Genomic DNA, 18,118 nt, shown 5'->3' with positions numbered 1-18,118 from the left:
AATTACATCGCTCCGGAAGTCGTGGGCTGTGATTTACGTTCAACCCGGCGTGAGACGGCGTTTTCCGTCGCGCCGGTGATCGCGGCGACCAGATCCTGATTAGAAGCATCGGGCGTGAAGATCCCTTTGTTGCGCCCGAGACGCAGCACCACGATACGGTCGGCGACGGCGCGAACGTCTTCCATGTTGTGACTGATGATGATGACACCAAGCCCGCGCTCGCGAACGCGCTCAATCAGGTTGAGCACTTCCGCGGTCTGCGCGACGCCCAGCGCCGCGGTAGGCTCATCGAGCATGATGATTTTAGGATTCAGCAGCAGCGAACGGGCGATGGCGACGGTCTGCCGCTGGCCGCCGGAAAGCGATGCCACCGGTTCGCGTACTGATGGAATTCGTGCCGCCAGCTCCTGCAGTAGCGTCCAGGCTTTCACTTCCATCGCTACTTCATCAAGCTGGAACGGCGAAATTTCATGGCCCAGAAACAGGTTTGCCACCACATCAAGGTTTTCGCACAGCGCCAGATCCTGAAACACCGTGGCAATACCGTATTCCAGCGCTTTGCCGGGGCTATCGAGGGTGACAGGGTTGCCGTCAAACTCAATGGTGCCGGAGGTCGGCTGGTGGACGCCGGCGAGGATCTTCACCAGCGTGGATTTGCCCGCGCCGTTGTCGCCGACCAGCGCGACCACCTCGCCGGCGTGGACTTCTAATTCGATATCCGTCAGCGCCGACACCGCGCCAAAATGTTTAGAGACGTTGCGCAGTTGCAGTATTGGCCGCCCGGCGGCGGAGTTGTGTTGTTGTTGCGGCATACAAAACGACCTCAATAATGGCGAAATCACGCCCGCCGCGGCGGGCGCAGGGTCACAGGTTACTTGCTGATGCCTAACTTCTGGCAGGCGGCGGCGTATTCGCCGCTACACACCTGATCCCAGGTCTGGATTTTTTTATCGAAGATTTCCGCTTTGATGTTTTTGGCGGTCACCACTTCCGGGGTAAATAGCTGGGAAGGGGTGTTGTACAGGGTGGTGCTGGCCTGCGGTTTTTTGCCCTGAATAAAATCAACCGCCACTTTGGCCGCCGCTGCGGCAACGATCTCCGATGGCTTGGAGATGGTGTTGTACTGGTCGCCGGCGATGATCAGCTGCAGCGCGGCGATAGTGGCGTCATTGCCGGTGACCGGCGGCAGCGGCTGGACGCCGGCAGCTTTAAAGGCGGCAATCGCCCCGCCGCCGGTACCGTCGTTCGCCGCGACCACGCCCTTAATTTTGTCGCCAAAGCGGGTAACCTGCCCGGCGGTCCACTCCTGGGCTTTCGGCGGCGCCCACTCCGGGGTGTCGAATTCGGCCAGCGTTTTGTAACCGGACTCTTTCAATCCGCGATGGATACCGTCGCGGATCAGCCCTGCGGCGGCATCGGTTGGCGAACCGTTAATTTGCAGCACCCCGGCGTCCTGCGGCACGCCGCTCGCTTTCAAATGGTCGGTGAGAGATTTCGCGATGGCGTAGCCAATGCCCTCGTTATCAAATGAGACGTAGAAATCGGCCGGTTTGTTTGGCACCGGGCGGTCATAGGCAATGACCTTGACCCCCTGCGCCTGGGCGTTTTCGACCAGCGCGGCGGCGGCGGAAGAGTCAACCGGATCCAGGACGATCACTTTCGCCCCCTGGGCGATTACCGAGTTGAACTGCTGCTGCTGGAGCGACGCGTTGGCGTTGGCATTCTGATAGATGACCTTACATTCCGCGCAAAGCTTGCTCATTTCCGCCTTAAAACCGGGGAAGTCGTGCTGCTCATAGCGGGTAGAGGCCTGATCGGGCATTAAAAAGGCCACGGTGGCGGACTCTGCAGACCAGGCTGAAGCCGTGACGGTGCCGGTTAGTGCGGCGAGTGTGATAAATATATTACGGTAATTCATTGTGTTACCCTCTTTTTTATAGGCTTAAGCCCGCCGGGTTGCGCCGACGTTACAGAGACTTTTTTTTAATCAGAGTTACCAATAATTCACATGTAGGATACGTCGGTTTTACATTTGCTCAACCGATGAAGCAGGATTACCACTGCGCAAAAAATGAGTCAAGAAAAGGAAAAAAGTCGATCGGATTTTGTGATTCGCAGCAAATAAGCGAACAAAAAAACGCCAGTCGATTTGACCGTAGCGGGAGAGGATGTAGGGGGAAGATACGGGCGACGATGCGCCGCCCGCAGGGATTATTCTTCGCTGAGGAACAGCTCCAGCAGCGAATTTAAAAACAGCTTACCGTGCTCGGTAATCTGCCAGTTTTGCGCATCTTCCAGCAGATAGCCTTCGGCGATGGCGGCATCGATTTGCGGACGGATAACCTGCTCATCAAGTCCGGTATACAAGCTGAACTCCGCGCGCGGCGCGGCCTCCAGCAGGCGGAAGCGGTTCATAAAGAACTCGAACGGTTTATCCGCCGCCTCCACGTCGTGCTGACGCTCCAGGTAACGGCCTTCCATGTAGCCGCGCGGGTGACGGGTTTTTGCCGTACGCAGAATGCGGCCATCAGCGAAGGTCACTTTGCCGTGTGCGCCGCAGCCGATACCGAGGTAGTCGCCAAAGCGCCAGTAGTTGAGATTGTGCTGGCACTGATAGCCTGGTTTGGCGTAAGCGGAGGTCTCGTACTGCTGATAACCTGCGGCGCTCAGCAATTGATGTCCCTGTTCGAAAATATCCCACAGAGCATCGTCATCCGGTAACACCGGCGGACGCGAACCAAACAGCGTGTTCGGTTCAATAGTCAACTGATACCACGACAGATGCGGCGGATTCAGCGCGATCGCCTGGCGTAAGTCATCCAGCGCTTCTTCCAGCGACTGGTCCGGCAGGCCATGCATTAAATCGAGGTTAAAGCTACGCAGCCCGAGGCCGCTCGCCAGCCGCGCCGCGCGTTTTGCCTCTTCCGGGCCGTGAATACGTCCCAGACGCTGCAATTTGGGCTCGCTAAAGCTCTGCACGCCGATGGAGATACGGTTGACGCCGGCACGCTGATAGTCAACGAAGCGATCGGCCTCCACGGTCCCCGGATTGGCTTCCATGGTGATCTCCGCATCCGCCGCCAGCGGCAGGCAGGCGCGCACGCCATCAAGCAGGGTTTGCATCGCCGGGCCGGAAAGCAGGCTCGGCGTACCGCCGCCGATAAAAATAGTCTTAATTTCACGTCCCTGTGCGTATGGCGCATCGTGGCGTAGATCGGCAAGCAGGTGCTGGACGTAGTCGTCGTGCGGCACTTCGCCCTTCAACGCATGCGAATTGAAATCGCAGTACGGGCATTTCTGCACGCACCACGGGATATGAATATAAAGACTCAGAGGCGGCAAATTAGCCATTACGTAATGCTTCCAGTAACAGTTTCAGCGCCTGCCCGCGGTGGGAAATGGCGCTTTTCTCTTCACGGCTCAGCTCCGCCGCGGTTTTACCCTCGGACGGCACAAAGAAAATTGGGTCATAGCCAAAGCCGCCGTTACCTGCCGCCTGGCGAGTAATCACGCCCGGCCAGCTGCCATGGCATACCAGCGGCGTCGGGTCTTCGGCATGACGCAGATACACCAGCACGCAGTGGAACTGGGCCTGACGTTGCTCATCGGGCACATCCTGCAGAGCATCCAGCAGCTTTTCCAGATTCTGCTGGTCGCTGGCGTTTTCGCCCGAGTAGCGGGCGGAGTAAATTCCCGGCGCGCCGCCCAGCGCATCCACCGCCAGGCCCGAATCGTCGGCGATGGCCGGCAGGCCGGTGACCTGCGCGGCGTGACGCGCTTTGAGGATCGCGTTTTCGATAAAGGTCAGGCCGGTTTCTTCGGCGGAATCGACCCCAAGCTCGGTCTGGGCGACGACGTCGAGACCAAAATCTTCCAGCAGCGAGGCCAGCTCGCGAACTTTACCGGCGTTGCCGGTAGCGAGTACAACTTTTTGCATATTCAATCCTGTTTAGTCAGTCAGCGCCGCGACGGCGGGCGGGATCTGCTGCGGGTGAATGATTTTTACCTGTTTATGACGGCCCAGTTCGCCTTTTTCGATAAGCACCTGGCTTTTCGCGACGCGGAACTGTTTAGCGAGATATTTTACCAGATGGGCATTTGCCTGGCCGTCGACGGGTGGGGCGGTGATGGCGACTTTGAGCTCGTCGCCATGCAGACCAACAAGGCTGTCGCGGCTGGCCTTTGGCTGAATATACAGCCTGAGCACCAGCCCGTCAGCACAGACTTCAACGGCACTCATAGCGCCATCCACAGCCCCGGAAGCAGGACATTGCCGGTAGCTTGCAGCAGCTCGGCGATCCCCATATTAATCACGTACAGCAGCAGCACCAGCACCATCGGCGAAAAGTCGATGCCACCCATGGATGGCAGCAGGTTGCGAATCGGGCGCAGCAGCGGGTCGGCCAACTGCATCAGCACGTATTCCACCGGGCTGCGACCCTGACTTACCCAGCTCATAATAGCCATCAGCAGCAGCACCCAGAAAATCAGCGAACCGATGGTTTTCAGCAGGATCAGCACCGCGGCAATCCAGATAATCGGCTGGAAGGTGACTACCATAAACAGCACGATCGCCTTGATAACGCAGAGCACGAAGGCGACCAGCAGGGAGGCGCTATCCAGCGGCCCCATTGCCGGGATAATCCGGCGCAGTGGCCCGACGATAGGCTGGGTGGCTTTCACCACGAACTGCGAAAACGGATTGTAAAAGTCGCAGCGCGCCCACTGCATCCAGACGCGTAACAACATGACCATTGTGTAGAGTTCAATGACCGTGGAGAGCAGGAAGGTCAACGTCTTCATGGCGTTCCTCAGATTCCTTATTTTTTGCTGTAGTCGCGCGCGCCGAAGATTGCGGTCCCGATGCGCACCATAGTGCTTCCCGCCGCGATAGCGGCTTCCATGTCATCCGACATGCCCAGAGAGAGCGTATCAACCGAAGGGTAGAGCGTTTTCAGTTGCGCGAATGCTACCGCCATTTGTTGGGCGACGGCAAACTGCCTTTCATACTCTGACTCTGGCGCCGGAATGGCCATTAACCCGCGAAGCTGGAGGTTCGGTAAGGCGGCGACACCGGCGGCTAAAGCGTCAAGCTCCGCCAGCGGGATCCCGGATTTACTCTGTTCATCGCTGATGTTGATTTGAATCAGCACGTTCAGCGGCGCTAGATCCGCCGGACGTTGCTCGCTCAGGCGGCTGGCGATTTTCAACCGGTCGACGGTGTGGCACCAGTCAAAATGTTCGGCCACCAGCCGGCTTTTGTTGGACTGCAGCGGGCCGATGAAGTGCCATTGCAGACCGCTGACGCCCGCCTGCTGGAAATAGCGGATTTTATCCACCCCTTCCTGGACGTAGTTTTCGCCGAATGCCCGCTGTCCTGCGGCCATTGCTTCTTCGATAGCGCTCGCAGGTTTGGTTTTGCTCACTGCAAGCAACGTAACTTCTTCTGGAGCGCGGCCGCAGCGGGCGGCAGCGCCTGAGATTTTATCCCGGACCTGTGCCAGGTTATGCGCAATATCGTTCATATTCCGAGGATCAGTTATGGAGCTGGAAGAAATCGTGGCCCTTAGTGTAAAGCATAATGTCTCCGATCTACACCTGTGCAGCGCGTATCCGCCGCGCTGGCGTCGTTTGGGAAAGCTTGAGCCTGCGCCCTTTACTTCGCCGGATGTTGAGAAAATCCTCACTCGCTGGCTTAACGACCCACAGCTGGCGCAGTGGCGTGCCGATGGTCAGGTTGACTTCGCTTTGGCCCTCCCGAACGGGCCTCGGCTGCGCGCCAGCGCTTTTGCCCACACGCGCGGCCTGTCGCTGGCTTTGCGTCTGTTGCCGCAGCAATGCCCGCAGTTGGTTGATTTGGGCGCGCCCGCCGCGCTTAGCGAACTGCTAAATGAAGAGAGTGGTTTGATCCTGGTTACCGGCGCTACCGGTAGCGGCAAATCGACCACCCTGGCGGCGATGGTGGACTACCTCAATCAACATCGCCATGGTCATATTTTAACCCTTGAGGATCCCGTGGAGTTTATTCACGCCAGCAAAAACTGCCTGATCCAGCAGCGCGAAATCGGCCGCCATTGCTCCTCCTTCGCGGCGGCGCTACGCGTGGCGCTGCGCCAGGACCCTGACGTCATCTTATTAGGCGAGCTGCGCGATAGCGAAACCATTCGCCTGGCGCTGACCGCAGCCGAAACCGGGCACCTGGTGATGGCGACGCTGCATACCCGCAGCGCGGCGCAGGCCATCGAGCGGCTGGTGGATGTCTTTCCAGCGGAAGAAAAAGAGCCGGTTCGTAGCCAGCTGGCAGGGAGTTTATGCGCCGTGGCGGCGCAAAAATTGTTGCCAAATGCTTCTGGCGGCCGGGTTGCGCTATACGAACTTTTAGTGAACACGCCGGCGGTGGCAAATTTGATCCGCGAAGGGAAAACGCATCAACTACCCGGCGTGATGCAAACCAGCCAGCAGGCTGGGATGCAAACCTTTGCGCAGAGTTTTCAACAACGTGCAGCGGCAGGTGAGTTATCCCCCTCGTAGTGATGAAACTAAGATGGTATTCATTAAATTGTTAATTCAGTGTTCAATTAATGTTTTGATAAATGTTTTTATAATACAAATAAGTGGTACGACCTAAGCCTAAATAATGAATGTTATGACAGCGGGCTTACATTTACCCCGCTTAACCAGGAAAAAAGTGGGATTACCTTTTGACACTTTTGCGGGGTTCGATTTATGCTGTTTACGGGAATAGGAAGATTCTCATGAAATGATGTTTCAATAACCAAAATGTATTTGAAAATATAAATACATTATTGAACGTTTAATTTTCAGTTAATTTAACCGCTAAGATGGCGGGGCACTGCTAAGGAGAGTTTCAAGTGATTAATTTATCGGAGAATTTACTGCATTCGCGTCAGGTGACTTTCATTACTCATCCGTCCATTCAGAGTAATGCATTTGCGACGTGGTTGACTGAGAAGCTATCCGTAAACGTAACTCTGCATAATATCAACAAACCGCTAACTCAACGCCTGGCAAAAGATTCCGTAATATTGTTTGATATTGCTGTTTCCAATAAGAAATTGAATAGCGTGTGGCGAGATATTATTCGCGTACAGGCAGATAATCCGCGTTTGTTGATTATCAATAGCGCGCAAAAGTATGAGTTGTACGAAATGGCGCAATGGCCTGCGTTATATGGCGTATTCCGTCATGACGATGACCAATCGCGCTTAATTGAGGGCGTCAAAGCCGTATTAAACGGTGAACAGACGGCTGAATTGAGCGTGATGCACCCGGCGCTGTATTCTGCGGATCAGGTTGCGGCGCCGACGGAGAACTCACCGTTGACCGAGCGAGAATGTGAGATCCTCAACGAGCTGCGCTGCGGCGCAACAAATATGGATATCGCTCGCGCGCTGTTTATCAGCGAAAACACCGTACGTACTCATCTGTACAATGTGTTCCGTAAGCTGAGCGTGAAGAACCGTACCCAGGCGGTGAGCTGGGCGAATGAACATCTGCGTCACTGATTGACCGGCGGCGCTACGCTTGCGCGGGCCTACGGGTTATGCCAGCGAGGGGTTGTAGGCCGGGTAAGGCGAAGCCGCCACCCAGCGCGAAAGCGGCTCCGCGTCCGCTGCCATGATTGCCCGGCGGGGCTACGCTTGCGCGGGCCTACGGGTGATGCCAGCGAGGGGTTGTAGGCCGGGTAAGGCGAAGCCGCCACCCGGCGCGAAAGCGGCTCCGCGTCCGCTGCCATGATTGCCCGGCGGGGCTACGCTTGCGCGGGCCTATGGGTGATGCCAGCGGAAGTTTTGTAGGCCGGGTAAGGCGAAGCCGCCACCCGGCGCAAAAGCGAATCTATGCTTCGCTTTCATCCCAGAGCTACCGATCAGTATCCTTGTTCGAAATAGCTTTCGAGGATAACCACGGCAGAGGCGGAATCAACGCTGCCTTTATTGAGTGCGCGAAAACCACCGTGTTCGAACAGCCCGGCGCGGGCTTCGACGGTGCTTAAACGCTCGTCGTGGAGAGTGATTTTTACGCCGAAGCGGCCATGAATTTTATTGGCGAAGTTACGTGCGCGCGCGGTTAGCGGTTGTTCAGTGCCGTCCATGTTCAGCGGCAGGCCGACAATCACCGCTTCCGGCTGCCACTCTTTCAGCAGCTTTTCGATGATGTTCCAGTCCGGTTTGCCGTCCTGCGCCTTCAGCGCCGGGAGCGGACGCGCCGTGCCGGTAATGCGCTGCCCAACGGCGACGCCGATGCTTTTGGTGCCAAAATCAAAACTCAGAAAGGTACCGCTCATTATGCATGCCCCGCGTCGGCAGGCATCGTCACGATATCGATACCGATAAGTTTGGCCGCTTCGCGCCAGCGATCGGCAATCGGCGTTTTAAACAAAATATTCTGATCGGCCGGCGCGGTAAGCCAGGCGTTATCGAGAATTTCCTGCTCCAGTTGCCCTTTTTCCCACGACGCGTAGCCCAACGCAACCAGCACGTTGCTCGGTTGTTTATCGGTACCGAGAGTTTCCAGCACGTCGCGTGAGGTGGTAATCACCGTGTTGTCGGAGATACGGATGCTGGAGGAAAAATCAGACGGCGGCGTATGCAGGATAAAACCGCGATCCTCCGCCAGCGGGCCGCCGACCATCACCGGTTTATCCAGGCGAATTTCCGGGTTGCGCGCCACCGGCGCGATTTTCAGTTTTTCCAGGATCCCTTCCACCTGCAAATTTTCCAGCGGCTTATTGATGATAATGCCCATGGCGCCATCGTCGTTGTACTCGCAGATATAGACGACGGAGCGACGGAAAAGAGGGTCCTGTAGCGCAGGCATGGCAATCAGAAAGTGATGCTGTAAATTCATTGTCAGAGGTTCTGTTCCTGGTTTAAAAAAACAACACCCAGTATGCGGGTAAAGTAGAAACGTGTCGATGCACTTTATTTTACCGGCGCCGGAAGACGCCTGGCGGGCGGGCGTTTGCCCGCCCCAGTACTTATTTATTGATACGTTTTTCGATAGCGTCCATTAGCATGCCGGTAATCGACACGTCCGGGAAAGCGGCTTCGATTTCGCGCACGCAGGTCGGGCTGGTAACGTTAATTTCGGTCAGGCGATCGCCGATGATATCCAGGCCGACGAAGATAAGGCCTTTGGCTTTTAGCGTCGGGCCGACGCGGCGGGCAATTTCCCAATCGCTTTCGGTCAGCGGACGCGCTTCGCCACGGCCGCCGGCGGCCAGGTTGCCGCGCGTTTCACCGCCCTGCGGGATACGCGCCAGGCAGTATGGCACCGGTTCGCCGTCCACAACCAGCACACGTTTGTCGCCGTCTTTGATGGCAGGCAGGTAATTCTGCGCCATGCAGTAGCGGCTACCCAGTTCGGTCAGGGTTTCGGAAATGACGCCGAGGTTCGGATCGCCCGCTTTCACGCGGAAGATTGAGGCGCCGCCCATACCGTCCAGCGGTTTGAGAATGATATCGCCGTGTTTCTCCCAGAACGCTTTCAACTGGGCTTTATTACGGGTCACCAGCGTTTCCGGGGTGAGTTCGGAGAACCAGGCGGTAAACAGCTTTTCGTTACAGTCGCGCAGGCTCTGCGGCTTGTTGACGATAAGCGTACCTTTTTCTTCGGCGCGCTCGAGAATGTAGGTGGCGTAGATAAACTCGGTATCGAACGGCGGGTCTTTACGCATCAGGATAACGTCGAGATCCGCCAGCGGAAGATCCTGTTCGCCGGTGAACGCGTACCATTTGTCGTAATTCTGCTCGACGCTCAGCGTGCGCGTACGGGCGCGGGATTCGCCGTTGATGAGGTACAGGTCGTTCATCTCCATATAATGGAGTTCATAGCCGCGACGCTGCGCTTCCAGCAACATCGCGAAGCTGGTGTCTTTTTTAATGTTGATGGATGCGATAGGGTCCATCACGATGCCGAGCTTGATCATTGTTCTCTCCATTAGCGCTGTCGTGTTTGCGGATCGTTGCGCCAGATTTTAGCCCAGATCGCCAAAACGCACCTGCAGCGCGGTGATGGCGGTGAGCGCGGTAGTCTCAGTACGCAGAACGCGCGGTCCCAACAGGATATCAGTAAACTGGTAGCGAGCGGTCATCGCTATCTCTTCCGCCGACAGGCCGCCTTCCGGGCCAATCAGCAGGCGAACACGTTCAACCGGCAGCGGCAGCGTATTGATACTGGCGCTGGCGCGCGGGTGCAGGTTGAGCTTGAGGCCGTTTTCTTCCTCGGCGCACCAGGCTTCCAGCTGCATCGCCGGGCGTATTTCCGGCACGATGTTACGACCGCTCTGTTCGCAGGCGGCAATAGCGATTTTCTGCCACTGCTGAATCTTCTTCTGCAAGCGTTCGGCATCCAGTTTAACGCCGCAGCGCTCGGAAAACAGTGGCGTTATGAGGCTTACGCCAAGTTCGATCGATTTCTGGATGGTGAATTCCATTTTTTCGCCACGTGACATCACCTGGCCGAGATGGATATGCAGCGGAGATTCACGATCGTCGATCTGGCCGCGGATAACCTCGACCATGACGTTTTTCTTGCCCGCTTCGGTGATGACCGCGTCGAAAACCTGATTGCTGCCATCAAATAGCTGTATTTCCTGGCCTTTGCTCATGCGCAGGACGCGGCCAACGTGGTTGGCTGCGTCTTCGCTGAGGGCGATGTGGCTGCCGGGGGTAATGCGTTCCGGGTGGTGGATGCGGGGGATGCGCATGCTTAATATTCCGTTCTTCGCGCAGATTGCGCCTTCCCCTCGGCGGGGAAGGCGGCGGCTGCAAATTAACAATTGCCGCTAGTGTAGGTTAGCTCTTTTGCGCCTGGCAAGCCTGCTGGACGTAAGGATTATGGTTGCCCTGAACTTTGGCGATTCGTTCATCGCGCTCGCATTCCCAGGAGGTCACCGGATACTGCTTATCCCAGGCGGTAAATAGCTGGGTTTGCTGGCGGGAAAGATTTAGCTGATAGCGGTCGCGCATATAGAAGTAGGTGCGGGCGATCGAGCCGCGGGCGCGTACCGGCGGTTCGGCGACTTTATCTTTGAAATCGACCTTCATGGCGCATTGACCATACTGTCCATCGCCGCCGTTCCACTGGCTGTACATAAAGTTGCCGCGATCGCCATTGACCTCGCCGACCGCAGGCTGCAGGTTATGCATATCGCTTTCCATTTTGCGGTATTCCGGATCTTTGGCGCAGTTTTTACGCCCGCCATCCTGCCAGCACTGGCGCTGGTGGCCGAACTGCCATGCCGGGACCACATGTTCCCATTCGACCCGGCTGGCGCGGTTCTCATTTTTACGCACTTTGTAGCCGCAAGATTCCAGATCGATAACGCCTTTTTTACCCTGCCAGTCGATTTTACAGCCGCAATAAAAGTCGCCGGGGACGTCGGCATTCACTTTTACGCCAGCGGCTTTCGCCTGGGAAAAACTATTAATACCAGCGGCCGCAAGCTGGCCGCTGGCTGCCACGCTGAATAACGCGACGGCGAAAACATACATACGGGACATCGTAAACTCCGTGTCAAAACGAGCCCGCAACGTAGCGAATGAGGGTGTCAGATGCAATCAGTCAGATCAGAAAGTTTCTAATTAATTCCAGTGGTTACTTTTCGGCCACCAGCAGATCGCCGCAGCGAACGCAGCGGTAAGTGGCTTCACCGCGCATCACGCGGTTATGGCGACGGACGGTGAGCTGATGCTGCTGGCACTGGCAGCGATAGGGGAAGGTGTTCTGGCGGACTGAATCGAGCTCAAAGCGATGGGTGCGGCGGGCGGGGACGCCCAGCACGGCCTCCATCATCCATTTCCACTCTTTGCCGTGCGGCGCGACGCGGCCAAAGTGCTTCCACACCAGTAGATGCGCCAGTTCGTGCGGCACCACTTCATCGATAAACGCCTGCTGATTTTCCAGCAATAGCACTGGATTGAGGCGGATCTCGTTTTTCTCCAGCCACGCGGTGCCGGCGGAGGTGCCGCGCTGCTGATAAACCAGCGTCGGTTCCGCATAGCGGCGTTCCAGCTTGAGATTGGCGGTGGCGAGATGCTCCCGTAGGCTACGCATGACGGCCTGCTGGATAGCGATGGGAATTCGGGGTGTTTTCATAGCGCCAGAGGATAGTGCGCCGCGCGGGGGAGAGCAAGAAGAAGCTTCCTCCCGGATGGGGAGGAAGCACAGAGGGGATTAATCGCGGGCGCCGATTTCGCGCAGCGGACGTCCCTGCATCAGGTTGCGTTCGATATGTTCCAACGAGACGTTTTTGGTTTCCGGAATCAGCCAGATAGTCAGCAGGATAAACAGCACGTTCAGACCGCCGTAGACCCAGAAGGTGTTGGCGCTGCCGAGAGAGTTCAGCATGGTCAGGAAGGTGGCGCCGACGATCATATTGGCAATCCAGTTGGTCGCGGTGGAGCAGGTGATGCCGAAATCACGGCCTTTCAACGGCTGGATTTCAGAACACAGTACCCAAATCAGCGGGCCGGCGCTCATCGCGAAGCCGACGATAAACATCAGCAGCATCAGTACCGCGAAGTACTGCGCGGTAGCAGAATGAATACCGATATGCATCATGCTGCCCAGCACGCCCATACCGGCGGCCATCACGATAAAGCCGAGGATCAGCGTCGGTTTACGGCCCCAGCGATCGACCAGGCCGATGGCGATAAAGGTGGCCAGTACGTTGGTCAGGCCGACGATCACCGTGCCCCACATTTGCTCAGTGGTATTGGCATAGCCCGCCAGTTCAAAAATCTTCGGCGCATAGTACATGATGACGTTCATCCCGGTGAACTGTTGCATGATCTGCAGCAGTACGCCGAGGAACACCGCGCGGCGGAAGTTGCTGTTCTCTTTGAACAGCGCCCAGCCGGACTGTTTGACTTTCAGGCTTTCGCGGATTTCATCGAGCTCGCGTTTGGCTTCCGCGCTGGTATCGCGCAGGCGCAGCAGGACGCGCTCGGCATCGACGAAACGGCGTTTAGCGGCAAACCAGCGCGGGCTATCCGGCAGGAAGATTACGCCGATCAGCAGCAGGATTGCCGGGATGATAATCACGCCGAGCATCCAGCGCCACGCGCCGCTGTAGCTGAAGGCGGTGTCAGAGAGGTAGGCGCCGAGGATGCCGATGGTGATCATCAACTGGTACATCGAAATCATACTGCCGCGGATTTTCTCCGGGGCGATTTCCGACAAGTACAGCGGCGCGGTATAAGAAGCGACGCCAACCGCCAGCCCCAGCAATACGCGGGAAATCAGCAGAATTTCGACGTTCGGCGCGGCGGCGGAAAAGAGTGAACCGGCCACAAACAGGATCGCGCCGATCATCAGGCTTTTTTTACGCCCAAGTTTGAAAGAGAGCCAGCCGCTGCCCACTGCGCCGACGGCGGCGCCGAACATCATGGAGCTGACCACCCACTCCTGGGTGTGTGCGCTGATCTGGAATTCATTAGCAATGAACGGTAAGGCGCCGGCAATAACGCCGATATCAAGGCCGAACAATAAGCCGGCCAGCGCGGCGAGGAAACAGACAAAGAACGTCATCGTCTTGTTTGAACGCCCTTGTTTTTTGTTGTCAGGCATAACGCCCTCCAGTTGAGTGATTGATTCTGTCGCTGCTAAGAGTAGGGCAGTGCCGGACAAAAAAACGTGATTACAATCACGACTGTGTAATCGGTTACACTAAGGTAAAGATATGTAATCAGTAAAAATATATTCAAATCATAGATATAAAAATCAAACCTCGCCAATAAGATTGCGCTGAAACGGCAATATTCGACATGTTATGTAACATTGTGAAAAGAGTTCGTGCCTACTGGCAGCTAAAACAATCCCGCCCTTGCGGTATATATGTAATCGCTTTCATCACGTGGAGGAGGGAAATGGATCAACGATGGTCAAACGTCGGGGAGAGAGATTCAGGGCAACAAAAAGGCCAGCGCGGGGCTGGCCTTAAGCAGTCAAGCGGGGTGGCTTATTTCAGGCCAGCCGCTTCGCGCAGCAGGGCTGCTTTGTCGGTTTTTTCCCATGGGAAATGTTCGCGACCAAAGTGACCGTAAGCCGCGGTCTCTTTGTAGATTGGGTGCAGCAGATCCAGCATCTGAATCAGGCCGTACGGACGCAGGTCGAAGAACTCGCGTACCAGCAGGGTTAGCTGTTCAGAAGGCACTTTTTCGGTGCCGAAGGTTTCGACCATGATTGAAGTCGGTTCAGCGACGCCGATAGCGTAGGAAACCTGAATCTCACAACGGTCAGCAAGGCCTGCGGCAACGATGTTTTTCGCCACATAGCGCGCCGCGTAGGCTGCGGAACGGTCAACTTTAGATGGATCTTTACCGGAGAACGCGCCGCCGCCGTGACGAGCCATGCCGCCGTAGGTATCAACGATGATCTTACGACCGGTCAGACCGCAGTCGCCCATCGGGCCGCCGATGACGAAACGTCCGGTCGGGTTGATGAAGAACTTGGTGGAAGCGTTCAGCCATTCGGTCGGCAGAATCGGCTTGATGATCTCTTCCATCACTGCTTCCTGCAGGGATTTCTGATCGATATCTTCAGCGTGCTGAGTGGAAAGCACAACCGCATCGATGCCGACGATTTTGCCGTCGTCATACTGGAAAGTGACCTGGCTTTTCGCATCCGGACGCAGCCACGGCAGGGTACCGTTTTTGCGAACTTCAGCCTGGCGCTGTACCAGACGGTGCGCGTAAGTCACCGGAGCCGGCATCAGCACGTCAGTTTCGTTAGTGGCATAGCCAAACATCAGGCCCTGGTCGCCCGCGCCCTGTTCCAGCGGGTCGGCACGGTCAACGCCCTGGTTGATATCCGGGGACTGTTTACCAATAGCGCTCAGGACGGCGCAAGAGTTGGCGTCAAAGCCCATATCGGAATGCACGTAGCCAATTTCACGCACCGTGTTACGGGTGATCTCTTCGATATCAACCCATGCGCTGGTGGTGATTTCACCGCCAACCAGAACCATGCCGGTTTTGACATAGGTTTCGCACGCTACGCGCGCTTTCGGATCCTGTTCGAGGATCGCGTCCAGCACGGCATCGGAGATTTGGTCAGCAATTTTGTCTGGATGCCCTTCTGATACAGACTCGGACGTAAAGAGGTGTTTTGCCATGTTTTATTTTACCTGTGAGTATTCGTGTAGCTCATACTGTTGTGTAGAGAGGCTTTGTTAGATGACCCTACCAAAGCTTGCAGGTAGTGACACGAGCAGTCTGAGTGTTAATCAGTATAGATGGATTAACTTCTGGATGGCTATTTTAGGTCAGAACTTCATCGCATTTCCACATTTTTTTGACATCGCCCGCATTAATGGAAAAAGCGTGGTGGAAATTTTTCCTGACAACCCCGGCAAGGCGCGTATTTTTATTTTGCATTTTACCCCGCTTCTCGGTATAAAACGCCGCGCGCGGCTCATTAAAAAAGCGCACGAAGCTCCATCTCGTGACGCCACTTCCAGCCGGGTTAAGCACTCTGTTACACAGCGGCGGTTTCGCCGGCTGTACGATATGTATATACCCTAAATAATTTAAGTTGCAGGAAGGCGGCAAGGGCGCGAATTCCCAGGAGCATAGATAACTATGTGACTGGGATGAACGCACGCAGCCAACGCATCTGCAGCTTGAAGTATGACGGGTATAGCTTTGGCTTGTCGCTGGCCTTTTTCGGGGCAGTGTGGAGGTGATACCAGATAATGAACCAACGTTTTTCGCCTGATTCGTCGCGTCGTTCTGTCGCGCAATTCTATCCCGCAATCTGCATCTCTTTCGTGCAAACCTGCCGATGTTCTACCCATCTCGGCGCTTCTCAGGATTCCAGGGCCTCCAGGCTTTTTGAAAACTGAACAAGGGCGCTCTTGCGTGAGCAAGGGTTTTCTCGTGGTTTCTCCGGGCTGTCATACCAGCTTCGGGTACGTGTTTTACTATATATGAATAAGAAACCGGTCGCGCAGCTGCAGTGCCAGCACTATCTGCTGGGATTAAAGGCTGTTCATGGGTTGTTATCGCGTCTGTCGACTGCGATAGTAGTTAATATTACAAGTTGAGGTTCGCTATGTCTGACGACATGTCTTTGGGTTCGCTTTCGTCAGCAGGCGAACACGGTGTACTACGTTCCATGCAGGAGGTTGCGATGAGCTCCCAGGAAGCCAGCAAAATGCTACGTACCTACAATATTGCCTGGTGGGGTAATAACTATTACGACGTTAACGAACTGGGCCATATCAGCGTTTGCCCGGATCCTGACGTCCCGGAAGCGCGCGTCGATCTGGCCGAGCTGGTCAAAGCGCGCGAAGCCCAGGGACAACGCCTACCGGCGCTGTTCTGCTTCCCGCAGATCCTGCAACACCGTCTGCGCTCGATTAACGCCGCCTTCAAGCGCGCGCGTGAATCCTACGGTTACAACGGCGACTATTTCCTTGTCTACCCGATCAAGGTCAACCAGCACCGTCGCGTGATTGAATCCTTGATCCACTCCGGCGAACCGCTGGGGCTGGAGGCCGGTTCGAAGGCTGAACTGATGGCGGTGCTGGCGCACGCGGGCATGACCCGTAGCGTGATCGTCTGCAACGGTTATAAAGATCGCGAATACATCCGTCTGGCGCTGGTGGGCGAGAAGATGGGCCATAAGGTCTATCTGGTCATCGAGAAGATGTCGGAAATCGCCATCGTGCTGGAAGAGGCCGCCCGTCTGAACGTGGTGCCGCGCCTTGGCGTGCGTGCGCGTCTGGCTTCGCAGGGATCCGGTAAATGGCAGTCCTCCGGCGGCGAGAAATCAAAATTTGGCCTCGCGGCGACGCAGGTGCTGCAACTGGTCGAGATTCTGCGCGAGGCAGGTCATCTTGAGAGCCTGCAACTGCTGCACTTCCACCTCGGCTCGCAGATGGCCAACATTCGCGATATCGCCACCGGCGTGCGCGAATCGGCGCGTTTCTACGTCGAGCTGCATAAGCTGGGCGTCAATATTCAGTGCTTCGACGTCGGCGGCGGTCTGGGTGTCGATTACGAAGGGACCCGCTCGCAGTCCGACTGCTCGGTGAACTACGGCCTGAATGAGTACGCCAACAATATTATCTGGGCTATCGGCGATGCCTGTGAAGAGAACGGCCTGCCGCACCCGACGGTGATTACGGAGTCCGGCCGCGCGGTGACCGCGCACCACACCGTATTGGTTTCCAATATCATCGGCGTTGAACGCAACGAATACACCGAGGCGACCCCGCCGGCGGAAGACGCCGCGCGTCCGCTGCAGAGCATGTGGGAAACCTGGCTGGAGATGCACGAAACCGGCAACCGCCGCTCGCTGCGTGAATGGCTGCATGACAGCCAAATGGATCTGCACGATATCCATATCGGCTACTCCTCCGGCACCTTCAATCTGCAGGAGCGCGCGTGGGCGGAACAGCTGTATCTGAACATGTGCCATGAGGTGCAAAAACAGCTTGATCCGAGCAACCGCGCCCATCGCCCGATCATCGATGAGCTGCAGGAACGTATGGCGGATAAAATCTACGTCAACTTCTCGCTGTTCCAGTCGATGCCGGATGCCTGGGGTATCGATCAGCTGTTCCCGGTAATGCCGCTGGAAGGGCTGAACAAGTCGCCGGAACGCCGCGCGGTGCTGCTGGATATTACCTGTGACTCCGATGGGGCCATCGATCATTACGTTGACGGCGACGGGATCGCCACCACCATGCCGATGCCGGAATACGACCCGGAGAACCCGCCGATGCTGGGCTTCTTCATGGTTGGTGCCTATCAGGAGATCCTCGGCAACATGCACAACCTGTTTGGTGATACCGAAGCGGTAGACGTTTTCGTCTTCCCTGATGGTAGCGTTGAGGTTGAGCTCTCCGATGAGGGCGATACGGTGGCGGATATGCTGCAGTACGTCCAACTGGATCCGAATACGTTGCTGACTCAGTTCCGCGATCAGGTGAAAAATACCGGTCTCGACGCCGAGCTGCAGCAGCAGTTCCTTGAAGAGTTCGAAGCGGGGCTATACGGATATACTTATCTTGAAGATGAGTAATTAAGAGCCCTCTGTGGAAAGGCCGGTTTAGATTCATAAACCGGCCTTTTTTATAAATGAAATC

The 18,118-nt window shown here is 56.2% G+C and carries 21 protein-coding genes; 6 read left to right on the top strand and 15 right to left on the bottom strand.

Features of this window, described 5'->3' with window-relative positions; all coding sequences use genetic code 11:
- Window positions 1–2 precede the first annotated feature (2 nt).
- The 7 genes from PGR23_RS17935 to PGR23_RS17905 form a co-directional block, all read right to left on the bottom strand.
- Window positions 3–812, bottom strand: a complete 810-nt coding sequence (locus tag PGR23_RS17935; RefSeq protein WP_004181271.1) for an ATP-binding cassette domain-containing protein — start codon at window positions 810–812, stop codon at window positions 3–5.
- 59 nt (window positions 813–871) lie between these two features.
- Entirely contained in the window at window positions 872–1,918 is a 1,047-nt protein-coding gene (locus PGR23_RS17930; RefSeq protein WP_045392084.1) for an ABC transporter substrate-binding protein, read from the bottom strand.
- 293 nt (window positions 1,919–2,211) lie between these two features.
- Window positions 2,212–3,351 carry a radical SAM family heme chaperone HemW gene (hemW, locus tag PGR23_RS17925; RefSeq protein ID WP_396279409.1) on the bottom strand — a complete coding sequence of 380 codons (1,140 nt, stop codon included), beginning with the start codon at window positions 3,349–3,351 and terminating at the stop codon, window positions 2,212–2,214.
- Window positions 3,344–3,937, bottom strand: a complete 594-nt coding sequence (locus PGR23_RS17920; protein WP_047044090.1) for an XTP/dITP diphosphatase — start codon at window positions 3,935–3,937, stop codon at window positions 3,344–3,346. The genes hemW and PGR23_RS17920 overlap by 8 nt, the downstream gene beginning before the upstream one ends.
- A gap of 12 nt (window positions 3,938–3,949) precedes the next feature.
- Window positions 3,950–4,240, bottom strand: a complete 291-nt coding sequence (yggU, locus tag PGR23_RS17915) for a DUF167 family protein YggU (RefSeq protein ID WP_015369728.1) — start codon at window positions 4,238–4,240, stop codon at window positions 3,950–3,952.
- The gene (locus tag PGR23_RS17910) at window positions 4,237–4,803 is read right to left on the bottom strand and encodes a YggT family protein (RefSeq protein WP_015369729.1); all 567 of its coding nucleotides are present in this window, start codon (window positions 4,801–4,803) and stop codon (window positions 4,237–4,239) included. Before PGR23_RS17910 ends, yggU begins: the two co-directional genes overlap by 4 nt.
- Before the next feature lie 17 nt (window positions 4,804–4,820).
- Window positions 4,821–5,525 (bottom strand): YggS family pyridoxal phosphate-dependent enzyme, encoded by a 705-nt coding sequence (locus PGR23_RS17905; protein ID WP_063416375.1) that lies wholly within the window; start codon window positions 5,523–5,525, stop codon window positions 4,821–4,823.
- Window positions 5,526–5,541: 16 nt separating this feature from the next.
- Between PGR23_RS17905 and PGR23_RS17900 the strand changes: the two genes are divergently transcribed.
- Window positions 5,542–6,531 carry a type IV pilus twitching motility protein PilT gene (locus tag PGR23_RS17900; protein WP_396279410.1) on the top strand — a complete coding sequence of 330 codons (990 nt, stop codon included), beginning with the start codon at window positions 5,542–5,544 and terminating at the stop codon, window positions 6,529–6,531.
- A 341-nt stretch (window positions 6,532–6,872) separates the two neighbouring features.
- Window positions 6,873–7,526, top strand: a complete 654-nt coding sequence (locus tag PGR23_RS17895) for a LuxR C-terminal-related transcriptional regulator (RefSeq protein ID WP_047078911.1) — start codon at window positions 6,873–6,875, stop codon at window positions 7,524–7,526.
- A 362-nt stretch (window positions 7,527–7,888) separates the two neighbouring features.
- Here PGR23_RS17895 and ruvX read toward each other — a convergent pair whose 3' ends face one another.
- The 8 genes from ruvX to metK all read right to left on the bottom strand — a co-directional run bounded on the left by ruvX (window position 7,889) and on the right by metK (window position 15,139).
- Window positions 7,889–8,305, bottom strand: a complete 417-nt coding sequence (gene ruvX, locus PGR23_RS17890; protein ID WP_015369733.1) for a Holliday junction resolvase RuvX — start codon at window positions 8,303–8,305, stop codon at window positions 7,889–7,891.
- Window positions 8,305–8,868, bottom strand: coding sequence for a YqgE/AlgH family protein (locus PGR23_RS17885; RefSeq protein WP_045392076.1), 564 nt, complete (start codon window positions 8,866–8,868; stop codon window positions 8,305–8,307). The genes ruvX and PGR23_RS17885 overlap by 1 nt, the downstream gene beginning before the upstream one ends.
- 130 nt (window positions 8,869–8,998) lie before the next feature.
- Window positions 8,999–9,949 carry a glutathione synthase gene (gene gshB / locus PGR23_RS17880; RefSeq protein ID WP_045392071.1) on the bottom strand — a complete coding sequence of 317 codons (951 nt, stop codon included), beginning with the start codon at window positions 9,947–9,949 and terminating at the stop codon, window positions 8,999–9,001.
- A gap of 48 nt (window positions 9,950–9,997) precedes the next feature.
- On the bottom strand, window positions 9,998–10,729 hold the full coding sequence (rsmE, locus tag PGR23_RS17875; RefSeq protein ID WP_015369736.1) for a 16S rRNA (uracil(1498)-N(3))-methyltransferase: 732 nt from the start codon (window positions 10,727–10,729) through the stop codon (window positions 9,998–10,000).
- An 88-nt stretch (window positions 10,730–10,817) separates the two neighbouring features.
- Complete coding sequence (endA, locus tag PGR23_RS17870; RefSeq protein ID WP_045392065.1) at window positions 10,818–11,525, bottom strand: deoxyribonuclease I; 708 nt, start codon at window positions 11,523–11,525, stop codon at window positions 10,818–10,820.
- Window positions 11,526–11,619: 94 nt separating this feature from the next.
- Entirely contained in the window at window positions 11,620–12,120 is a 501-nt protein-coding gene (locus PGR23_RS17865; RefSeq protein WP_396279411.1) for a SprT family zinc-dependent metalloprotease, read from the bottom strand.
- Between the two features lie 78 nt (window positions 12,121–12,198).
- Window positions 12,199–13,593 carry a sugar porter family MFS transporter gene (locus tag PGR23_RS17860; protein ID WP_045379571.1) on the bottom strand — a complete coding sequence of 465 codons (1,395 nt, stop codon included), beginning with the start codon at window positions 13,591–13,593 and terminating at the stop codon, window positions 12,199–12,201.
- Between the two features lie 391 nt (window positions 13,594–13,984).
- Window positions 13,985–15,139, bottom strand: coding sequence for a methionine adenosyltransferase (metK, locus tag PGR23_RS17855; protein WP_004149807.1), 1,155 nt, complete (start codon window positions 15,137–15,139; stop codon window positions 13,985–13,987).
- A 136-nt stretch (window positions 15,140–15,275) separates the two neighbouring features.
- Here metK and PGR23_RS17850 point away from each other — a divergent pair, with 136 nt between their 5' ends.
- The 4 genes from PGR23_RS17850 (at window position 15,276) to speA (ending at window position 18,054) form a co-directional block, all read left to right on the top strand.
- Window positions 15,276–15,548 (top strand): hypothetical protein, encoded by a 273-nt coding sequence (locus PGR23_RS17850; RefSeq protein ID WP_152906363.1) that lies wholly within the window; start codon window positions 15,276–15,278, stop codon window positions 15,546–15,548.
- Window positions 15,549–15,718: 170 nt separating this feature from the next.
- Complete coding sequence (locus tag PGR23_RS17845; RefSeq protein WP_418269008.1) at window positions 15,719–15,868, top strand: hypothetical protein; 150 nt, start codon at window positions 15,719–15,721, stop codon at window positions 15,866–15,868.
- Between the two features lie 84 nt (window positions 15,869–15,952).
- Window positions 15,953–16,069 carry an acid stress response protein YqgB gene (gene yqgB / locus PGR23_RS17840; protein ID WP_015369741.1) on the top strand — a complete coding sequence of 39 codons (117 nt, stop codon included), beginning with the start codon at window positions 15,953–15,955 and terminating at the stop codon, window positions 16,067–16,069.
- 8 nt (window positions 16,070–16,077) lie between these two features.
- The gene (gene speA / locus PGR23_RS17835) at window positions 16,078–18,054 is read left to right on the top strand and encodes a biosynthetic arginine decarboxylase (protein ID WP_020077953.1); all 1,977 of its coding nucleotides are present in this window, start codon (window positions 16,078–16,080) and stop codon (window positions 18,052–18,054) included.
- The last annotated feature ends 64 nt before the right edge of the window (window positions 18,055–18,118 follow it).

The organism is Klebsiella sp. 141162 (assembly GCF_050600755.1).
In the GTDB taxonomy this organism is placed as follows: domain Bacteria; phylum Pseudomonadota; class Gammaproteobacteria; order Enterobacterales; family Enterobacteriaceae; genus Klebsiella; species Klebsiella aerogenes.
The sequence above is the reverse complement of the archived record's forward strand: the minus strand, read 5'-3'. Positions and strand labels throughout refer to the sequence as shown.